The sequence below is a fragment of the Klebsiella sp. RC2 genome (assembly GCF_014192815.1).
Lineage (GTDB): Bacteria > Pseudomonadota > Gammaproteobacteria > Enterobacterales > Enterobacteriaceae > Klebsiella > Klebsiella variicola.
In genome coordinates this window covers 769,637-786,206 of the sequence record NZ_JACHYL010000001.1, presented here as the reverse complement: position 1 = coordinate 786,206, position 16,570 = coordinate 769,637, and the positions used below count along the sequence as shown (strand labels likewise).

Genomic DNA, 16,570 nt, shown 5'->3' with positions numbered 1-16,570 from the left:
GCGGTGCTTGCCGGGCCTACGGGACCGTAGGTCGGGTAAGCGTTAGCGTCACCCGACAAAACAAGCCTCAATCCGAAGTGAATTTTCTGTGAGAATTCGTTGAAAATCAGGTCGTAAAGGACAGGCGTTATCGGCGAAGTCAGAGTGGACACCGCCTGCGCGGAGCAACCGGAGCGTATTAAAATGCGTGAGGATTGTGAGCACAGCCGACGTTCGCTATGACGAGTAAGATAGCCTGAACCGGACTTAAATAAGGAATAAAAATCACCATGTTATTGCCTTGGTTGATATTAATCCCCTTTATCGGCGGCTTCCTGTGCTGGCAGACCGAACGCTTTGGCGTGAAAGTGCCGCGCTGGATCGCGCTGATTACCATGGGACTGACGCTGGCGCTTGGCCTGCAGCTGTGGATGCAGGGCGGCTATTCTCTGACGCAATCCGCGGGTATTCCGCAATGGCAGTCGGAATTCGTGCTGCCGTGGATCCCACGCTTCGGCATTAGCATCCATCTGGCGATCGACGGCCTGTCGCTGCTGATGGTGGTGCTGACCGGTCTCCTCGGCGTGCTGGCGGTACTCTGTTCGTGGCGTGAAATCGAAAAATACCAGGGCTTCTTCCACCTCAACCTGATGTGGATCCTGGGCGGCGTCATCGGCGTGTTCCTCGCCATCGACATGTTCCTGTTCTTCTTCTTCTGGGAAATGATGTTGGTGCCGATGTACTTCCTGATCGCACTGTGGGGTCATAAAGCCTCGGACGGTAAAACGCGTATCACAGCGGCCACCAAGTTCTTCATTTATACCCAGGCAAGCGGTCTGGTGATGCTGATCGCCATTCTGGCGCTGGCCTTCGTCCACTTCAACGCGACCGGCGTGTGGACCTTCAACTATGAAGATCTGCTGAAAACGCCGATGTCCCACGGCGTGGAATACCTGCTGATGCTGGGCTTCTTCATCGCCTTCGCGGTGAAAATGCCGGTGGTACCGCTGCACGGCTGGCTGCCGGACGCCCACTCCCAGGCGCCGACTGCCGGTTCCGTCGACCTCGCGGGCATCTTACTGAAAACCGCGGCCTACGGTCTGCTGCGCTTTGCGCTGCCGCTGTTCCCGAACGCCTCCGCCGAGTTTGCGCCCATCGCCATGTGGCTGGGCGTGATCGGTATCTTCTACGGCGCGTGGATGGCCTTCGCCCAGACCGATATCAAACGTCTGATCGCTTATACCTCCGTTTCCCACATGGGCTTCGTGCTGATTGCTATCTACACCGGCAGCCAGCTGGCTTATCAAGGGGCGGTGATCCAGATGATCGCCCACGGTCTGTCCGCGGCGGGTCTGTTTATTCTGTGCGGCCAGCTGTACGAACGTCTGCACACCCGCGATATGCGTCAGATGGGCGGTTTGTGGAGCAAAATTAAATGGCTGCCGGCGATGTCGATGTTCTTCGCTGTCGCCACCCTGGGGATGCCGGGCACCGGTAACTTTGTCGGCGAATTTATGATCCTGTTCGGCAGCTATAAAGTGGTGCCGGTGATCACCGTTATCTCGACCTTTGGTCTGGTATTCGCTTCCGTTTATTCGCTGTCGATGCTGCATCGCGCCTACTTCGGTAAAGCGAAAAGCGAAATCGCGGCGAAAGCGCTGCCGGGGATGTCCCTGCGTGAACTGTCTATCATCTTGCTGCTGGTGGTGCTGCTGGTGCTGTTGGGCTTCTTCCCGCAGCCGATCCTCGACACCTCGCATGCTGCGATGAGCAACATTCAGCAGTGGTTTGTTAATTCTGTTTCTACTACAAGGCCGTAATTCGCCATGACAATAACTCCACAACAACTGATCGCACTGCTACCGCTGCTGATCGTCGGCTTGACGGTGGTGGTTGTGATGCTCTCCATTGCGTGGCGACGCAATCATTTTCTCAATGCCACGCTGTCGGTTCTCGGGCTTAACGCTGCGCTGGTCTCGCTCTGGTTTGTTGGTCAGAACGGGGCGATGGACGTCACGCCGATGATCCGCGTTGACGGCTACGCCATGCTCTACACCGGGCTGGTGCTGCTGGCGAGCCTCGCGACCTGTACTTTCGCCTACCCGTGGCTTGAGGGTTACAAGGACAACAAAGAAGAGTTCTACCTGCTGGTGCTGATCGCCGCGCTGGGCGGCATTCTGCTGGCCGGTGCGAATCATCTGGCGGCGCTGTTCCTCGGTATCGAACTGATTTCGCTACCGCTGTTCGGCCTGGTCGGCTACGCCTTCCGCCAGAAGCGTTCGCTGGAAGCGAGCATCAAATACACTATCCTCTCCGCTGCAGCCTCGTCTTTCCTGCTGTTCGGTATGGCGCTGGTGTATGCGAACTCCGGCAACCTGTCCTTCCTCGCGCTGGGTAAAAGCCTGGCGGACAATACGCTGCACGAGCCGCTGCTGCTGGCGGGCCTCGGTCTGATGATCGTCGGTCTTGGCTTTAAACTGTCGCTGGTGCCGTTCCATCTGTGGACGCCGGACGTTTACCAGGGCGCGCCTGCGCCGGTCTCCACCTTCCTGGCGACCGCCAGCAAGATCGCCATCTTCGGCGTGGTGATGCGTCTGTTCCTGTACATGCCGGTGGGCAACAGCGAAGCGGTACGCGTGGTGCTGGGCCTGATCGCCTTCGCCTCTATCATCTTCGGTAACCTGATGGCGCTGAGCCAGACCAACATTAAGCGTCTGCTCGGCTACTCCTCCATCTCCCACCTCGGTTATCTGCTGGTGGCGCTGATCGCCCTGCAGAGCGGCGAAATGTCGATGGAAGCCGTTGGCGTCTACCTGGCCGGTTACCTGTTCAGCAGCCTGGGCGCGTTCGGCGTGGTCAGCCTGATGTCCAGCCCGTACCGCGGTCCGGATGCGGACTCGCTGTTCTCCTACCGCGGCCTGTTCTGGCACCGTCCGATTCTGTCGGCGGTCATGACGGTGATGATGCTGTCGCTGGCCGGTATTCCGATGACCCTCGGCTTTATCGGTAAGTTCTACGTGCTGGCCGTCGGTGTGCATGCGCACCTGTGGTGGCTGGTTGCCGCAGTGGTTGTCGGTTCGGCGATTGGTCTCTACTACTATCTGCGCGTGGCAGTGAGCCTGTACCTGAGCGCACCGGAGCAACTGAACCGCGATGCGCCGTCGAACTGGCAGTACAGCGCCGGCGGTATCGTGGTGCTGATCTCCGCCCTGCTGGTGCTGGTGCTCGGTATCTGGCCGCAGCCGCTGATTAGCATCGTGCAGCTGGCGACGCCGCTGATGTAATCTGCGCTATAAATAAAAAAACCGCCGGGATGGCGGTTTTTTTATGCCCGGATTTTACGCCATCTTGTAGACCATAAAGTCTTCCGCCAGTAGCGTATTGGCGAAAATCTCCCGGCATTCCGCCAGCATCTTCAGACAGCCTTCGGCATCGTAGCGCGAGCTAAAGTGGGTAGCGATTAGCGTGCCGACCCCCGCTTCTTTGGCAAGCGCCGCGGTCTGCTGGCTTGAGGAGTGGCCGCGGCTATTGGCTTTCTCCGCCATCGCCTGCTCAAGGGTGGTTTCGTGGACCATCACATCCGCCCCGCGAGCCATCTCCAGCGCCTGCGGGCAGGGGGCGGTATCGCCAAAGATGGCCAGCGTTTTACCCGGCGTCGCTGGCCCCAGATAGCGGCTGCCGTCGATGACCCGGCCATCTTCCAGCTCAACGCGCTGGCCGAGCTTGAGTTGATGAAACAGCGGCCCCGGACGCACGCCATCGGCAATCAGTTGGGCGGCGTCGAGGGTGCCGGGCTTGTCATGCTGCTCAATGCGATACCCGTAGCACTCCACCGGATGGCTGAGCGGGTACGCAGTGACCCGATAGCCCTCTTCGTCGAACACCAGACCAGGGCCGACTTCGATGATGGTGAGCGGATAGTCGGTCCACGAACCGCTCAGACGCAGCGCGGTCTCAACAAACTCTTTGAGCCCTTTTGGCCCGTAGAGGGTGAGGGGCAGAGAGTTCCCCTGCATCGAGCGGCTGCACAACAGGCCGGGCAGGCCGAACAGGTGGTCGCCGTGCAGGTGAGTGATGAAAATTTTATTCAGTTTGCCGGGGTGATAGGGCGTGCGAAGAAACTGATGCTGGGTCCCTTCACCGCAGTCAAACAACCACATTTCGGCGCGGGTCGGCTGTTGCAAATTCAGTATTATCGACGTCATATTACGCGTACGGGTCGGCACCCCGGCGGATGTTCCTAGAAAAGTTAATTCCATCGTCCAGTGTCCTCAGGGCGAGTCGCAAAGTATCAGTATATCAATAAGGAGCTACAGATGATGACCTGGCAGGATCTCCACCATAGTGAACTCACCGTTCCCCAGCTGTATGCGCTGCTGAAATTGCGCAGTGAAGTTTTTGTCGTGGAGCAGCAGTGCGCCTATCAGGATGTCGACGGCGATGATTTGGTCGGTGAAAATCGCCATCTGCTCGGCTGGCGCGATGGCGAACTGCTGGCCTACGCGCGGATCCTCAAAAGCGAAGAGGAGTTTGCGCCGGTGGTGATTGGCCGGGTTATCGTTAGCCCCGCCGCCCGCGGTGAGAAGCTCGGCTATCAGCTGATGGAGCAGGCGCTGGCCAGTTGTCAGCAGTACTGGCCGCAAAAGGCAATTTACCTCGGGGCGCAGGCGCACCTGCAATCCTTTTACGCCCACTTCGGTTTTACGCCGGTGACCGAGGTCTATGATGAGGATGGCATCCCCCACATTGGCATGGCGCGAGAAAAGCGCGCTATCTGACCCCTCTGCACCCTCGTCCACACGCTGCTTTGGCCCGGCGAGCGGGTAAGATAAAACCCGCTCCCTCGTCATGGGTACTGCTATTCCGCCGTCGAACCCCTTATAATGTGGGGTTTTACTACCGTGGAGGTTTGCGTGCTGTCTGTTTCCACTGCGCTGGCCCGTTTACGTGACGGTCTGAGTGAGCCCTTTCCTGACTCGCCCGGCACGCGAATTATCGATATTGCCTTTCCGCTGAATGATACGTTCGATCCGCTACTATGGTGCGGCCAGCAGGCGCAATGGCCGCAGTTTTACTGGCAGCAGCGCAATGGCGATGAGGAACTGGCGGCGCTGGGGGCGGTAAAAACCTTTTCCTCGCTCGACGCGGCGAACCGCTTTTTATGCCAGACCGGGCGGCAGGATCTGCGTATCTGCGGCCTGAACGCGTTTGAACCGCAGCAGGGCAGCCTGGTGCTGCCGCGTCTGGAGTGGCGCCGGTGCGGCGGCAGGGCCGTGCTGCGGCTGGTGCTGCATAGTGATATCTCCCTGCGTGAGGATGCCGCGACGGCCCGCGCGTTTCTCGCCAGTCTGACCACCACTCAGGCGACCCCTGGCGCTATCCCGCGGCTACTGAGCGAGCGCCACTCATCCGACTATCCTCAATGGCAGGCAATGATTGCGCGGGCGACTAAGGCGATTAGCGCCGGTGAAATGGATAAAGTGGTACTGGCGCGGGCAACCGACCTGCAGTTTGCCGCGCCGCTGGACGCCGTGAGCATCATGGCGGCCAGCCGCCGCAGCAATCTTAACTGTTTTCATTTCCTGATGGCGTTTAATGCCCGGCAGGCATTTTTCGGCTCCACGCCGGAACGGCTGTGGCGCCGGCGCGGCGCGCTGCTGCGCACCGAAGCGCTGGCGGGGACCGTCGCGAACCATCAGGAAGACGCGAAGGCGCAGCAACTGGCCGACTGGTTGATGAAAGACGACAAAAACCAGCGGGAAAATATGCTGGTGGTGGAAGATATTTGCCAGCGTCTGCAGAGTGAGGCCTCGACGCTGGACGTCCTGCCGCCGCAGGTGGTGAGGCTGCGTAAGGTGCAGCATCTCAGGCGCTGCATCTGGACCGAGCTGGCGGCGCCTGACGACAGCCGCTGTCTGCTGCAGCTGCAGCCCACCGCCGCAGTGGCCGGCCTGCCGCGTCGGGCGGCGCTGGCGTTCATTCTGCGCCATGAACCCTTTGCCCGCGAATGGTATGCCGGGTCCGCCGGCTATCTGTCGCTGGCGCAAAGCGAGTTTTGCGTGGCGCTGCGTTCGGCGAAAGTGGACCACGACACCCTGCGGTTGTATGCCGGAGCGGGGATCGTCAGCGGCTCCGATGCGCAGCAGGAGTGGCAGGAGATTGACAACAAAGCGGCCGGGCTGCGCTCGCTGCTGTGTCCATAAGGCGGGAATGACGATGCATATCAAAACGTCGTCACTTTGCCTTATCTATACTTAGCATCAATATTTGATACCGGACAATTTCATGTCAGTAAGCGCATTTAACCGACGCTGGGCGGCGGTGATCCTGGAAGCTTTAACGCGCCATGGCGTGCAGCATATCTGCATCGCGCCGGGTTCGCGCTCGACACCCTTAACCCTGGCGGCGGCGGAAAACCGCGCCTTTATCCATCATACCCATTTCGACGAACGCGGCCTCGGCCACCTGGCGCTCGGCCTGGCGAAGGCCAGCCGGCAGCCGGTGGCGGTGATAGTCACCTCCGGGACCGCCACCGCAAACCTCTATCCGGCGCTGATTGAGGCGGGCCTCACCGGCGAAAAGCTGATCCTGTTGACCGCCGACCGTCCACCGGAGCTGATCGACTGCGGCGCGAACCAGGCGATCCGCCAGCCCGGAATGTTTGCCTCCCATCCGTCGCAGACGATTTCTCTGCCGCGTCCCTCGCAGGATATTCCTGCCCGCTGGCTGGTCTCAACCATCGACCAGGCGCTGGGGGCGCTGCACGCCGGCGGGGTGCATATCAACTGTCCGTTCGCCGAACCGCTGTATGGCGATATGGATGAGACCGGCGTGGAGTGGCAGCAGCAGCTCGGCAACTGGTGGCAGAGCGATAAACCCTGGCTGCGTCAGGCGCTGCAGTTAGAGAGCGAGAAGCAGCGCGACTGGTTCTTCTGGCGGCAAAAACGCGGCGTCGTCGTGGCGGGGAGAATGAGCGCCGCGGAAGGGAAAAAAGTGGCTGAGTGGGCGCAAACTCTCGGCTGGCCGCTGATCGGCGATGTCCTGTCGCAGACCGGGCAGCCGCTGCCGTGCGCTGACCTGTGGCTGGGCAACGGTAAAGCGGTCAGCGAACTGGCGCAGGCGCAGATCGTGGTGCAGCTCGGCAGCAGCCTGACCGGCAAACGCGTCCTCCAGTGGCAGGCGACCTGCGAGCCGGATGAATACTGGCTGGTGGATAATCTGCCAGGCCGCCTCGACCCGGCGCAGCACCGCGGCCGCCGTCTGCGCGCCAGCGTTGAGCGCTGGCTTGAGTTGCATCCGGCGGAAAAACGTCAGCCGTGGGCGACGGTGATCCCTGAGCTGTCCCGCCAGGCGTGGCAGGCGGCGGTCGCCAGCAATGAGCCTTTTGGCGAAGCGCAGCTGGCGCAGCGTATTCGGCGCTATCTGCCGGAGCAGGGGCAACTGTTTGTCGGTAACAGTCTGGTGGTGCGCCTGATCGACGCCCTGGCGCAGCTACCGGCCGGGTATCCGGTTTACAGCAACCGCGGCGCCAGCGGGATTGATGGTTTAATCGCCACCGCCGCCGGCGTGCAGCGCGCCAGTGCGCGGCCGACGCTGGCGATCGTCGGCGATCTGTCGGCCTTATACGATCTCAACTCGCTGGCCCTGCTGCGCCAGGCGTCGGCGCCGCTGGTGCTGATCGTGGTGAATAACAACGGCGGACAGATTTTCTCCATGCTGCCGACGCCGCATGACGAGCGCCGTCAGTTCTATTTAATGCCGCAGGACGTGGATTTCAGCCACGCGGCGGCGATGTTCGGCCTGGCCTATCATCGTCCTGATGACTGGCAGTCGCTGGATGAGGCGCTGGCAGGCGCGTGGCGCCGCGCCGGGGCGACGGTGATTGAGCTGGCGGTCAACGAGACTGACGGCACGCAGACTCTCCAGCAGCTGCTGGCGCAGGTAAGCCGCCTGTGATACTCAGCGCGGCGGTCGACAACGGTCAGTCAGGTTATCCCTGGCTGGTGTTTCTGCACGGGTTTTCCGGCGACCGCGACGAGTGGCGGGGGGTGGGCGATGCCTTTCCCGCGTGGCCGCGGCTGTATCTCGATCTGCCGGGCCACGGCGGCTCCGCGGATATCGCGGTGCAGGACTTTGCCGGGGTCAATACTTTGCTGCTGGCTACGCTTAATAGTTACAACATCCTTAACTACTGGCTGATTGGCTACTCACTGGGCGGCCGGGTGGCGATGAACTTCGCCTGTCAGCCGCGTGCGGGCCTGCGCGGCCTGATCGTTGAAGGCGGCCATCCGGGCCTGCAGGATGCAGAAGCGCTGCAGGCGCGGCGCAGCAATGACCGCGCCTGGGCAGAACGTTTTCGCCGCGAGCCGTTGGCGCAGGTCTTTGCCGACTGGTATCAGCAGCCGGTCTTTGCTTCGCTGAATGCGGCGCAGCGCGAGTCATTGGTCGCCTTACGCAGCCGCAATAACGGCGCCACGTTGGCGGCGATGCTGCAGGCAACCTCCCTTGCCACGCAGGCCGATCTGCGCGCGTCTCTGCAGGCGCGCGATTTTCCTTTTCACTACCTGTGTGGCGAACGCGACGCGAAGTTTCGCGCCATCGCGCAAGCGCTCGCTGCCGATACCCATATCATTCACCATGCCGGACACAACGCGCACCGGGACAACCCCGCCGCGGTGATTGCTTGTCTGGCGCAGATTCTGGCAAGTTAACTGAAGGACATTCTATGATCTCTCTTGATGAAGCAATGCTCTATGCCCCTGTGGAATGGCACGATTGTTCCGAAGGCTATACCGATATTCGCTATCACAAATCGGCCGACGGCATTGCCAAAATCACCATCAACCGCCCACAGGTGCGCAACGCCTTCCGCCCGCTGACCGTCAAAGAGATGATTCAGGCGCTGGCGGATGCCCGCTATGACGACAATATCGGGGTCATCGTGCTGACCGGTGAAGGCGAGAAAGCCTTCTGCGCCGGCGGCGACCAGAAAGTCCGCGGCGACTACGGCGGCTATCAGGACGACTCCGGCGTTCACCATCTCAACGTGCTCGACTTCCAGCGCCAGATCCGCACCTGCCCGAAACCGGTGGTGGCGATGGTGGCCGGCTACTCTATCGGCGGCGGCCACGTGCTGCACATGATGTGCGATCTGACCATCGCGGCGGACAATGCCATCTTCGGCCAGACCGGGCCAAAAGTCGGCTCTTTTGATGGCGGCTGGGGCGCTTCTTATATGGCGCGTATCGTCGGGCAGAAAAAAGCGCGCGAAATCTGGTTCCTGTGCCGTCAGTATGACGCCCAGCAGGCGCTGGACATGGGGCTGGTGAACACCGTAGTCCCGCTGGCGGATCTGGAAAAAGAGACCGTGCGCTGGTGCCGTGAAATGCTGCAAAACAGCCCAATGGCGCTGCGTTGCCTGAAAGCGGCGCTGAACGCCGACTGCGATGGCCAGGCCGGGCTGCAGGAGCTGGCGGGTAACGCCACCATGCTGTTCTACATGACGGAAGAAGGGCAGGAAGGCCGCAACGCCTTCAACCAGAAACGTCAGCCGGACTTCAGCAAATTTAAACGGAATCCATAATGCGCGTTTCGCAGGTTTACCGCTGGCAGATACCAATGGACGCGGGCGTGGTTCTGCGCGACCGGCGGTTAAAAACCCGCGACGGGCTGTTCATCCGCCTGCAGGAGGATGAACGCGAAGGCTGGGGGGAAATTTCTCCCCTACCGGGATTCAGTGACGAGACGCTGGAAGAGGCGCAAACGGCGCTGCTGGCGTGGGCGCAGGCCTGGCGCGACGGCGCGGAACCGCCGCTTCCCACACTGCCTTCTGTCGCTTTTGGTATTAGCTGCGCGCAGGCGGAACTTTACGGCGAACTACCGCAGGCAGCGGATTATCGCGCGGCGCCGCTCTGTTCCGGCGATCCGGATGAGCTGTTCGCCAAACTGGCGGCGATGCCCGGCGAGAAAGTCGCTAAGGTGAAAGTGGGGCTGTGGGAGGCGGTCCGCGACGGCATGGTGGTTAATCTGCTACTGGAAGCCATCCCCGATCTCCAGCTGCGGCTGGATGCCAACCGGGCGTGGACGCCGCTTAAAGCGCAGCAGTTCGCCAAATACGTCAATCCCGCGTATCGCCAGCGCATTGCGTTTCTTGAGGAACCCTGCAAAACGCGGGAGGACTCGCGGGCCTTTAGCCGCGAGACGGGGATCGCTATCGCCTGGGATGAAAGCCTGCGCGAGGCGGATTTCCGCTTTGTCGCGGAGCCCGGCGTGCGCGCGGTGGTGATCAAACCGACGCTGACCGGCAGTGTGCAAAAGGTTCAGCAACAGGTCGCCGCGGCACACGCCCTGGGGCTTAGCGCGGTGATTAGCTCGTCAATCGAGTCCAGCCTCGGGTTAACCCAGCTGGCGCGGGTTGCCGCCTGGCTGACGCCGCAGACCATCCCCGGACTCGATACGCTGGCGCTGATGAGCGCCCAACTGGTACGGCCGTGGCCGGAAAGTACGCTGCCGATGATCAACATTGATGCGCTGGAGCCGCTGCTGTGATGTTTTCCGACTGGCCCTGGCGCCACTGGCGCCAGTTACGCGGTGAGGCGCAGGCGTTACGCCTGAACGATCGGCTGCTGACCTGGCGTGAGCTATGCGCTCGGGTTGACGCGCTGGCGGCCGGCTTTGCCGCGCAGGGCGTTATGGAAGGACAGGGCGTGGCGCTCCGGGCCTACAACCAGCCGGAGACGCTACTCGCCTGGCTGGCATTGCTGCAGTGCGGGGCGCGGGTGCTGCCGCTGAATCCGCAACTGCCGGCGGTGTTGCTGCAGGAACTGCTGCCTGCGTTAACCGTCCAGCATCAACTGGTGCTGAATGGTGCTGCGCAGCCGGGGGATTTACCGGCGTTAACTCTGCAGGCGGCCGAAGGCGTCCATGCCGTTTGCTGGCATGGCGAACGGCTGGTGTCGATGACGTTAACCTCCGGCTCAACCGGCCTGCCGAAAGCGGCGGTACATAGCGCCAGCGCCCATCTGGCCAGCGCCGCTGGCGTGCTGGCGCTGATGCCGTTTGCCGCAGAAGACGACTGGCTGCTGTCGCTGCCGTTGTTCCATGTCTCCGGGCAGGGGATCGTCTGGCGCTGGCTGCTGGCCGGCGCGCGAATGACGGTGCGCGACAAGCAACCGCTGGCGCAGATGCTGCAGGGCTGTACCCATGCTTCGCTGGTGCCGACTCAGCTGTGGCGCCTGCTGAATGATAATGCTGCGCTTTCCCTCAAGGCGGTGCTGCTCGGCGGCGCAGCGATCCCGGTCGAATTGACTGAGCGTGCCCTCGCGCAGGGAATACGCAGTTTCTGCGGCTACGGCCTCACCGAGTTCGCTTCCACGGTCTGTGCCAAAGCGGCCGACGGCGCGGCGGATGTGGGCGAACCGCTGCCGGGGCGGGAGGTGAAAATTGTTGCCGGCGAGATCTGGCTGCGGGCGTCGAGTATGGCGGCGGGTTACTGGCGCGACGGTCAGCTATTGCCATTAACCAATGATGAAGGCTGGTTTGCGACGCGCGATCGCGGGGAGTTACACAATGGTCGGCTGACGGTTGTTGGACGACTGGATAATCTTTTTTTTAGTGGCGGCGAAGGCATTCAACCGGAGGAGGTTGAGCGCGTGATACTCGCCCATCCGCAGGTACAACAGGTATTTATTGTACCGCTGGATGATGCCGAATACGGCCAGCGCCCGGTCGCGGTGGTGGAATGCGATGACGGCTGCGAGTTGAGCGCGCTGGCAGCATGGAGCGCTGAACGGTTAGCGCGTTTCCAACAGCCGGTACAGTGGCTACGGCTGCCGGACACGTTAAAGAACGGTGGGATTAAGATTTCCCGTCAGGCGCTGCGCGAATGGGCCAGACAGCAGACGTATGCGACCGTATCGTAGCCACCCGCCATATCCCGCGACATAACGCCGGGTGGGTTGAACGCGGTATGCTGGACTAAAGTAGCCCTTTCTGGCTGAGCGTCACGCGGGTGGCGGCATTGAGATCGTAGTTTTTGAGATCGTCGGCTTTGACCCAGGCGTAATTGTCAAACTCCTCGTTGATCGTCACGTCGCGATTGGCGCTGACGCAGTCGAAGATCAGGTAGATCATATAGATCGTTTCCTGCCGACCATCCGGGTAAGTTTTGACGCGGGTATCATCGCGAAAGCTCCACGGCGCGATATGGGTAAGGATGAGTTTTTCGCCAAGCTCTTCGCGTATTTCCCGCCGCAGCGCCTCTTCAATACGCTCCCCTGGCTCCACGCCGCCGCCGGATAAGGCCCATTGCCCGGGAAAAACACCGCGGTCGGCGGCCATTTTGCAGAGCAGATAATGGCCTTCATTCTGGATAAGCGGGCAAACAATCGTCCTTTGGCGCATGGTTTTTCTCCTTCACAGGGGGCGGTATGCCGATGAAATAGTTTGCGAGCCGCCTCGGTAAACCGCAAGCGAAATGCGGCCCTGGCCCTGTTGAGTGTTAAGTTAGGTGAAAATAATCGCATGGAGTTTCGCCATGGACAGGGCGCCCCATTCCCCGCATGACGCCGTATTTAAACACCTGTTGTCGCACCGGGCGACGGCAAAGGACTTCCTTGACATTCATCTCCCCGGACCGCTGCGCGCGTTATGCAACCTGAATACGCTGCAACTGGAATCCGGGAGCTTTATTGACGATGAGCTACGAGCGAGTCATTCCGATATCCTTTACTCGCTGCAAACGCAGGCGGGGGAGGGCTATATCTATCTGTTGATTGAGCACCAAAGCTCGGCGGACCGCCATATGGCCTTTCGCCTGATGCGCTATGCCATCGCCGCGATGCAACGTCATCTGGATAAGGGGCATACGCAGCTGCCGCTGGTTATCCCCCTGCTGTTTTATCATGGCCGCGTTTCGCCCTGGCCGTACCCGATGTGCTGGCTGGCAGGCTTTGCCGATCCGGACGTTGCGCGGCGGATCTATGGTGATGATTTTCCCTTAATCGATATCACCACCACCCCGGATGATGAAATCATGCGCCACCGGCGTGTGGCGATGCTGGAGCTGCTGCAGAAGCATATCCGCCAGCGCGACATGATGGACCTGCACGAGCAGCTGGTCAGCCTGTTAGCTCTGGGATACACTAGCCGCAGGCAGCTAAAGACGCTGCTGCATTATCTGTTACAGGCAGGAAACGCCGCCGATCCGGTCGCTTTTTTGCGCCATCTTGCGCAAAGCGTTCCCCGGCGGTCGCACAAGGAGACGCTCATGAATATTGCCCAGTTTCTGGAACAACGCGGCCATCAGCAAGGGTTAAAGCAAGGTCTGCAACAAGGTCTGCAACTAGGTCTGGAGCAAGGTGAGCAGCAGACCGCGGAGCGTATTGCCCGGGCGATGCTCGCTAGCGGACTCGACCTGTCGCTGGTGGCGAAACTGACCGGCCTCGCCCCGGAATGTCTGGCCCGGCTGCAGCATTAATTATTCCCTTATCCACCCGCGCCGCGCCGATCGTGCGGCGTCAGCTCTCTGTCTTCGTCAATGTATCAGCGTTAATCATAATAAGCATGAATATTCATGGCGCTGAATGGGCGGTTCGTCATTCTGGCAACGCCCGATGCCGTAAAAAAACGCAACTGGTTACACTCTTGTGAAAATTCATTTCGCCAGGTCATTGATTCCTGACGGGTGCGCAGTAGAATTTTCAGGTTTTTTCGGGACTTCTTTGATTTTAATTTTCTGGATAGAGTAAATAATGAAAAAAAGCATTTTTATGGCGCTGGCTGGCGTCATGCTGGTTTCTTCCGCGGCCCATGCGATCAGCGTTACCGGTGAAGCAGGCGAGCATTACACCAATCTTGGCGTCGGGTTTGGCACGGAGTCTACCGGCCTGGCCGTTTCCGGTAACTGGCTGCATAGCGATAACGACGGCGACGCCGCGGGTTTAGGCCTGGGGCTCAATATTCCGCTGGGGCCGTTCCTCGCGACCGTGGGCGGTAAAGGCGTATACACCAACCCGAAACAGGGCGATGAAGGTTATGCGGCAGCGGTCGGCGGCGGCCTGCAGTGGAAAATCGGCGACAGCTTCCGCCTGTACGGCGACTACTACTACTCGCCGGATTCCCTCTCCAGCGGCATTGACAGCTATCAGGAAGCCAACGTCGGCGCCAGCTGGACCATCATGCGTCCGCTCAGCATCCAGGCAGGCTATCGCTATCTGAACCTGGCGGGCAAAGATGGCAACCGCGATAACACCATCGCCGACGGCCCGTACATCGGCGCCAGCGCCAGCTTCTAATCTCCTCCGGCGCGGTATCTTCTTGCCGCGCCAGATTTTCCTCCTCGTCAGCATCCCGCTTTGCGTTATAGTATTTGCCACCTGGCAGGCAAGGAGTGAGCAATGTTGAATGTGGAAATGCTGTCCACTGGCGATGAAGTGTTGCATGGTCAAATCGTTGATACCAATGCGGCATGGCTGGCGGATTTCTTTTTTAATCAGGGGTTACCGTTAACGCGCCGCCATACCGTTGGCGACGATCTTGATGCGCTGGTGGCGATTCTGCGCGAACGCAGCGAACAGGCGGATGTGCTGATCGTTAACGGCGGCCTTGGGCCGACCAGCGACGATCTGAGCGCGCTGGCCGCCGCCACCGCGAAAGGCGAAGAGCTTATTTTGCATCCGGAGTGGCTGGAAACCATGACCCGTTTCTTTGCCGAGCGCGGCCGGCCGATGGCGGAAAGTAACCGCAAGCAGGCGGAAATCCCCGCCAGCGCCGAGATGATCAATAACCCGGTCGGCACGGCCTGTGGCTTTGCCGTTCAGCTCAACCGCTGCCTGATGTTTTTCACCCCCGGTGTACCTTCTGAATTTAAGGTGATGGTCGAGCAGGAGATTTTACCGCGTCTGCGTCAGCGCTTTACGCTGCCGGAACCGCCGGTATGCCTGCGTTTGACCACTTTTGGCCGCTCGGAGAGCGAGCTGGCGCAAAGCCTCAATCCGCTGACGTTACCGCCTGGCGTGGTGATGGGTTACCGTTCGTCGATGCCGATTATCGAACTCAAGCTAACCGGACCGGCTGACCAGCGCGACGCCATGCTGGCCCTGTGGCCGGAAGTCCGCAAGGTGGCTGGCGACAGTCTGATTTTCGAAGGCACGGAAGGGTTACCGGCGCAGATTGCGCGCTGCCTGCAGGAGCGGCAGCTGAGCCTGACGCTCAGCGAGCAGTTTACCGGCGGCCTGCTGGCGCTGCAGCTGTCCCGCGCCGGCGCGCCGCTGCTGGCCAGCGAAGTGGTCCCGGCGCAGGAGGAGACGCTGGCGCAGGCGGCTCGCTGGGCGGCCGAGCGGCGAATAAACCATTTTGCCGGCCTGGCCCTGGCGGTGAGCGGCCAGGAGAACGATCATCTTAACGTGGCCCTGGCCACCCCGGACGGCACCTTCGCGCTGCGCGTGAAGTTCAGCGTCACCCGCCACAGCCTGGCGGTACGCCAGGAAGTCTGCGCCATGATGGCATTAAACATGCTGCGTCGCTGGCTGAATGGTCAACCGCTGGCCAGCGAACATGGCTGGATTAACGTGGTGGATTCCCTCTCGCTGTAAGTCGTTTCCCCCGGCGCGCGGGCTTCTCCCGGGCGCCGGTTGTCCAGCCTGTTGTACTCTCCTGAAAAAATTCTGTGCGTTAAGTCGCAATAATCTGCAGCGGATGGTCCAGCATACGGGAAAACGATTGCCCCGCGATATCGCTCACACTTTACCGCCCGCACAATCGCAACACTGATTCCAGTATTCAGGATTGGAGTCCAGTATGTTGGAATCAACAAAAGTCCCGGCGCTGACCCGCGCGATTGAGATCCTCAATTTAATCAGCCGGATTGGTCCCTGCAGCGCAGCCACCATCATTGCCGAACTGGGGATCCCGAAAAGCACGGTTTATCTGCTGCTGGGCGAGCTAAAAAAGCAGCGCTTCATCAGTATGGATAATCAGGATAACTACTGCCTGTGGACCAAGCTGGTGGAGCTGGCCGGGCAGGCGCTGAGCAAAATGGATCTGCGCGAGCTGGCGCGTCCGCGCCTCACCCGACTGATGGATGAGTGCGGCCTGCTTTGCCATCTGGGCATCATCGATCAGGGTAACGCCTACTACATTCTTAAAATTGAGTCTCCCGCCACCATTAGCGTGCGTTCGCACGAAGGCAAGAGCCTGTCGCTTTATCGCTCCGGGATCGGCAAATGTTTGCTGGCCTGGCAGCCCGCCAGCGTTCAGGCGTCGATTATCGACGACCTGCAGTGGGAGCGGGCCACGCCAACGACCATCACCGATGCACAACAGCTGCGGGAGGAGCTGGGGCGCATTCGTGCTCGGGGCTGGAGCTTTGATAATGGCGAGGACTATCCGGATGTGCGCTGCGTGGCCGCGCCGGTGTTTAACGCCAATAACGACCTGACCGCCGCCATCTCGGTGGTGGGCACCCGTCTGCAAATCAATGAAGACAATCGCGATTATCTGGCCGGTAAGGCGATTGCCTGCGCGAAAGATATTTCCCGTCTGCTGGGGTGGAAAAGCCCCTTCGAACAACTCGCCTCATCATAAGGAGAAC

At 60.5% G+C, this 16,570-nt stretch carries 15 protein-coding genes; 13 read left to right on the top strand and 2 right to left on the bottom strand.

Annotated elements, in window-relative coordinates:
- Nucleotides 1–269 precede the first annotated feature (269 nt).
- A complete protein-coding gene (nuoM, locus tag FHW76_RS03625; protein WP_008803950.1) occupies nucleotides 270–1,799 on the top strand; it encodes an NADH-quinone oxidoreductase subunit M in 1,530 nt (509 codons plus the stop codon).
- 6 nt (nucleotides 1,800–1,805) lie between these two features.
- The gene (gene nuoN / locus FHW76_RS03620; protein ID WP_008803951.1) at nucleotides 1,806–3,263 is read left to right on the top strand and encodes an NADH-quinone oxidoreductase subunit NuoN; all 1,458 of its coding nucleotides are present in this window, start codon (nucleotides 1,806–1,808) and stop codon (nucleotides 3,261–3,263) included.
- Nucleotides 3,264–3,317: 54 nt separating this feature from the next.
- On the opposite strand, the gene rnz is transcribed toward nuoN, so the two are convergent.
- A complete protein-coding gene (gene rnz / locus FHW76_RS03615; protein WP_012967513.1) occupies nucleotides 3,318–4,238 on the bottom strand; it encodes a ribonuclease Z in 921 nt (306 codons plus the stop codon).
- 57 nt (nucleotides 4,239–4,295) lie between these two features.
- On the opposite strand from rnz, the gene FHW76_RS03610 reads away from it, so the two are divergent.
- The 7 genes from FHW76_RS03610 to menE all read left to right on the top strand — a co-directional run bounded on the left by FHW76_RS03610 (nucleotide 4,296) and on the right by menE (nucleotide 11,900).
- Nucleotides 4,296–4,757 (top strand): GNAT family N-acetyltransferase, encoded by a 462-nt coding sequence (locus tag FHW76_RS03610; RefSeq protein WP_032730853.1) that lies wholly within the window; start codon nucleotides 4,296–4,298, stop codon nucleotides 4,755–4,757.
- 135 nt (nucleotides 4,758–4,892) lie between these two features.
- Entirely contained in the window at nucleotides 4,893–6,182 is a 1,290-nt protein-coding gene (gene menF, locus FHW76_RS03605) for an isochorismate synthase MenF (protein WP_064142814.1), read from the top strand.
- Nucleotides 6,183–6,264: 82 nt separating this feature from the next.
- Nucleotides 6,265–7,935 carry a 2-succinyl-5-enolpyruvyl-6-hydroxy-3-cyclohexene-1-carboxylic-acid synthase gene (menD, locus tag FHW76_RS03600; protein WP_038421560.1) on the top strand — a complete coding sequence of 557 codons (1,671 nt, stop codon included), beginning with the start codon at nucleotides 6,265–6,267 and terminating at the stop codon, nucleotides 7,933–7,935.
- Nucleotides 7,932–8,690 (top strand): 2-succinyl-6-hydroxy-2,4-cyclohexadiene-1-carboxylate synthase, encoded by a 759-nt coding sequence (menH, locus tag FHW76_RS03595; protein ID WP_071000979.1) that lies wholly within the window; start codon nucleotides 7,932–7,934, stop codon nucleotides 8,688–8,690. The genes menD and menH overlap by 4 nt, the downstream gene beginning before the upstream one ends.
- Nucleotides 8,691–8,704: 14 nt before the next feature.
- Nucleotides 8,705–9,562 carry a 1,4-dihydroxy-2-naphthoyl-CoA synthase gene (gene menB, locus FHW76_RS03590; protein WP_032736056.1) on the top strand — a complete coding sequence of 286 codons (858 nt, stop codon included), beginning with the start codon at nucleotides 8,705–8,707 and terminating at the stop codon, nucleotides 9,560–9,562.
- Nucleotides 9,562–10,527, top strand: coding sequence for an o-succinylbenzoate synthase (gene menC, locus FHW76_RS03585; RefSeq protein ID WP_064142811.1), 966 nt, complete (start codon nucleotides 9,562–9,564; stop codon nucleotides 10,525–10,527). The genes menB and menC overlap by 1 nt, the downstream gene beginning before the upstream one ends.
- Nucleotides 10,524–11,900 carry an o-succinylbenzoate--CoA ligase gene (menE, locus tag FHW76_RS03580; RefSeq protein ID WP_064180566.1) on the top strand — a complete coding sequence of 459 codons (1,377 nt, stop codon included), beginning with the start codon at nucleotides 10,524–10,526 and terminating at the stop codon, nucleotides 11,898–11,900. The genes menC and menE overlap by 4 nt, the downstream gene beginning before the upstream one ends.
- A 55-nt stretch (nucleotides 11,901–11,955) precedes the next feature.
- On the opposite strand, the gene nudI is transcribed toward menE, so the two are convergent.
- On the bottom strand, nucleotides 11,956–12,381 hold the full coding sequence (gene nudI, locus FHW76_RS03575) for a nucleoside triphosphatase NudI (RefSeq protein WP_032733384.1): 426 nt from the start codon (nucleotides 12,379–12,381) through the stop codon (nucleotides 11,956–11,958).
- A gap of 133 nt (nucleotides 12,382–12,514) precedes the next feature.
- Here nudI and FHW76_RS03570 point away from each other — a divergent pair, with 133 nt between their 5' ends.
- The 4 genes from FHW76_RS03570 to FHW76_RS03555 all read left to right on the top strand — a co-directional run bounded on the left by FHW76_RS03570 (nucleotide 12,515) and on the right by FHW76_RS03555 (nucleotide 16,563).
- Nucleotides 12,515–13,456 carry an Rpn family recombination-promoting nuclease/putative transposase gene (locus FHW76_RS03570; protein WP_147716006.1) on the top strand — a complete coding sequence of 314 codons (942 nt, stop codon included), beginning with the start codon at nucleotides 12,515–12,517 and terminating at the stop codon, nucleotides 13,454–13,456.
- Between the two features lie 274 nt (nucleotides 13,457–13,730).
- Nucleotides 13,731–14,273 (top strand): YfaZ family outer membrane protein, encoded by a 543-nt coding sequence (locus FHW76_RS03565; RefSeq protein WP_004201712.1) that lies wholly within the window; start codon nucleotides 13,731–13,733, stop codon nucleotides 14,271–14,273.
- Between the two features lie 102 nt (nucleotides 14,274–14,375).
- Nucleotides 14,376–15,572, top strand: coding sequence for a nicotinamide mononucleotide deamidase-related protein YfaY (locus FHW76_RS03560; RefSeq protein ID WP_039102396.1), 1,197 nt, complete (start codon nucleotides 14,376–14,378; stop codon nucleotides 15,570–15,572).
- Between the two features lie 205 nt (nucleotides 15,573–15,777).
- On the top strand, nucleotides 15,778–16,563 hold the full coding sequence (locus tag FHW76_RS03555; protein WP_008803963.1) for an IclR family transcriptional regulator: 786 nt from the start codon (nucleotides 15,778–15,780) through the stop codon (nucleotides 16,561–16,563).
- Nucleotides 16,564–16,570: the final 7 nt, after the last annotated feature.

What these genes read in the sequence shown, in the direction of transcription:
- nuoM (WP_008803950.1), top strand. Translation starts at nt 270, where the DNA reads ATGTTATTGCCTTGGTTGATATTAATCCCCTTTATCGGCGGCTTCCTG.
- nuoN (WP_008803951.1), top strand. Translation starts at nt 1,806, where the DNA reads ATGACAATAACTCCACAACAACTGATCGCACTGCTACCGCTGCTGATC.
- rnz (WP_012967513.1), bottom strand. Translation starts at nt 4,238, where the DNA reads ATGGAATTAACTTTTCTAGGAACATCCGCCGGGGTGCCGACCCGTACG.
- FHW76_RS03610 (WP_032730853.1), top strand. Translation starts at nt 4,296, where the DNA reads ATGATGACCTGGCAGGATCTCCACCATAGTGAACTCACCGTTCCCCAG.
- menD (WP_038421560.1), top strand. Translation starts at nt 6,265, where the DNA reads ATGTCAGTAAGCGCATTTAACCGACGCTGGGCGGCGGTGATCCTGGAA.
- menB (WP_032736056.1), top strand. Translation starts at nt 8,705, where the DNA reads ATGATCTCTCTTGATGAAGCAATGCTCTATGCCCCTGTGGAATGGCAC.
- menC (WP_064142811.1), top strand. Translation starts at nt 9,562, where the DNA reads ATGCGCGTTTCGCAGGTTTACCGCTGGCAGATACCAATGGACGCGGGC.
- nudI (WP_032733384.1), bottom strand. Translation starts at nt 12,381, where the DNA reads ATGCGCCAAAGGACGATTGTTTGCCCGCTTATCCAGAATGAAGGCCAT.
- FHW76_RS03570 (WP_147716006.1), top strand. Translation starts at nt 12,515, where the DNA reads ATGGACAGGGCGCCCCATTCCCCGCATGACGCCGTATTTAAACACCTG.
- FHW76_RS03565 (WP_004201712.1), top strand. Translation starts at nt 13,731, where the DNA reads ATGAAAAAAAGCATTTTTATGGCGCTGGCTGGCGTCATGCTGGTTTCT.
- FHW76_RS03560 (WP_039102396.1), top strand. Translation starts at nt 14,376, where the DNA reads ATGTTGAATGTGGAAATGCTGTCCACTGGCGATGAAGTGTTGCATGGT.
- FHW76_RS03555 (WP_008803963.1), top strand. Translation starts at nt 15,778, where the DNA reads ATGTTGGAATCAACAAAAGTCCCGGCGCTGACCCGCGCGATTGAGATC.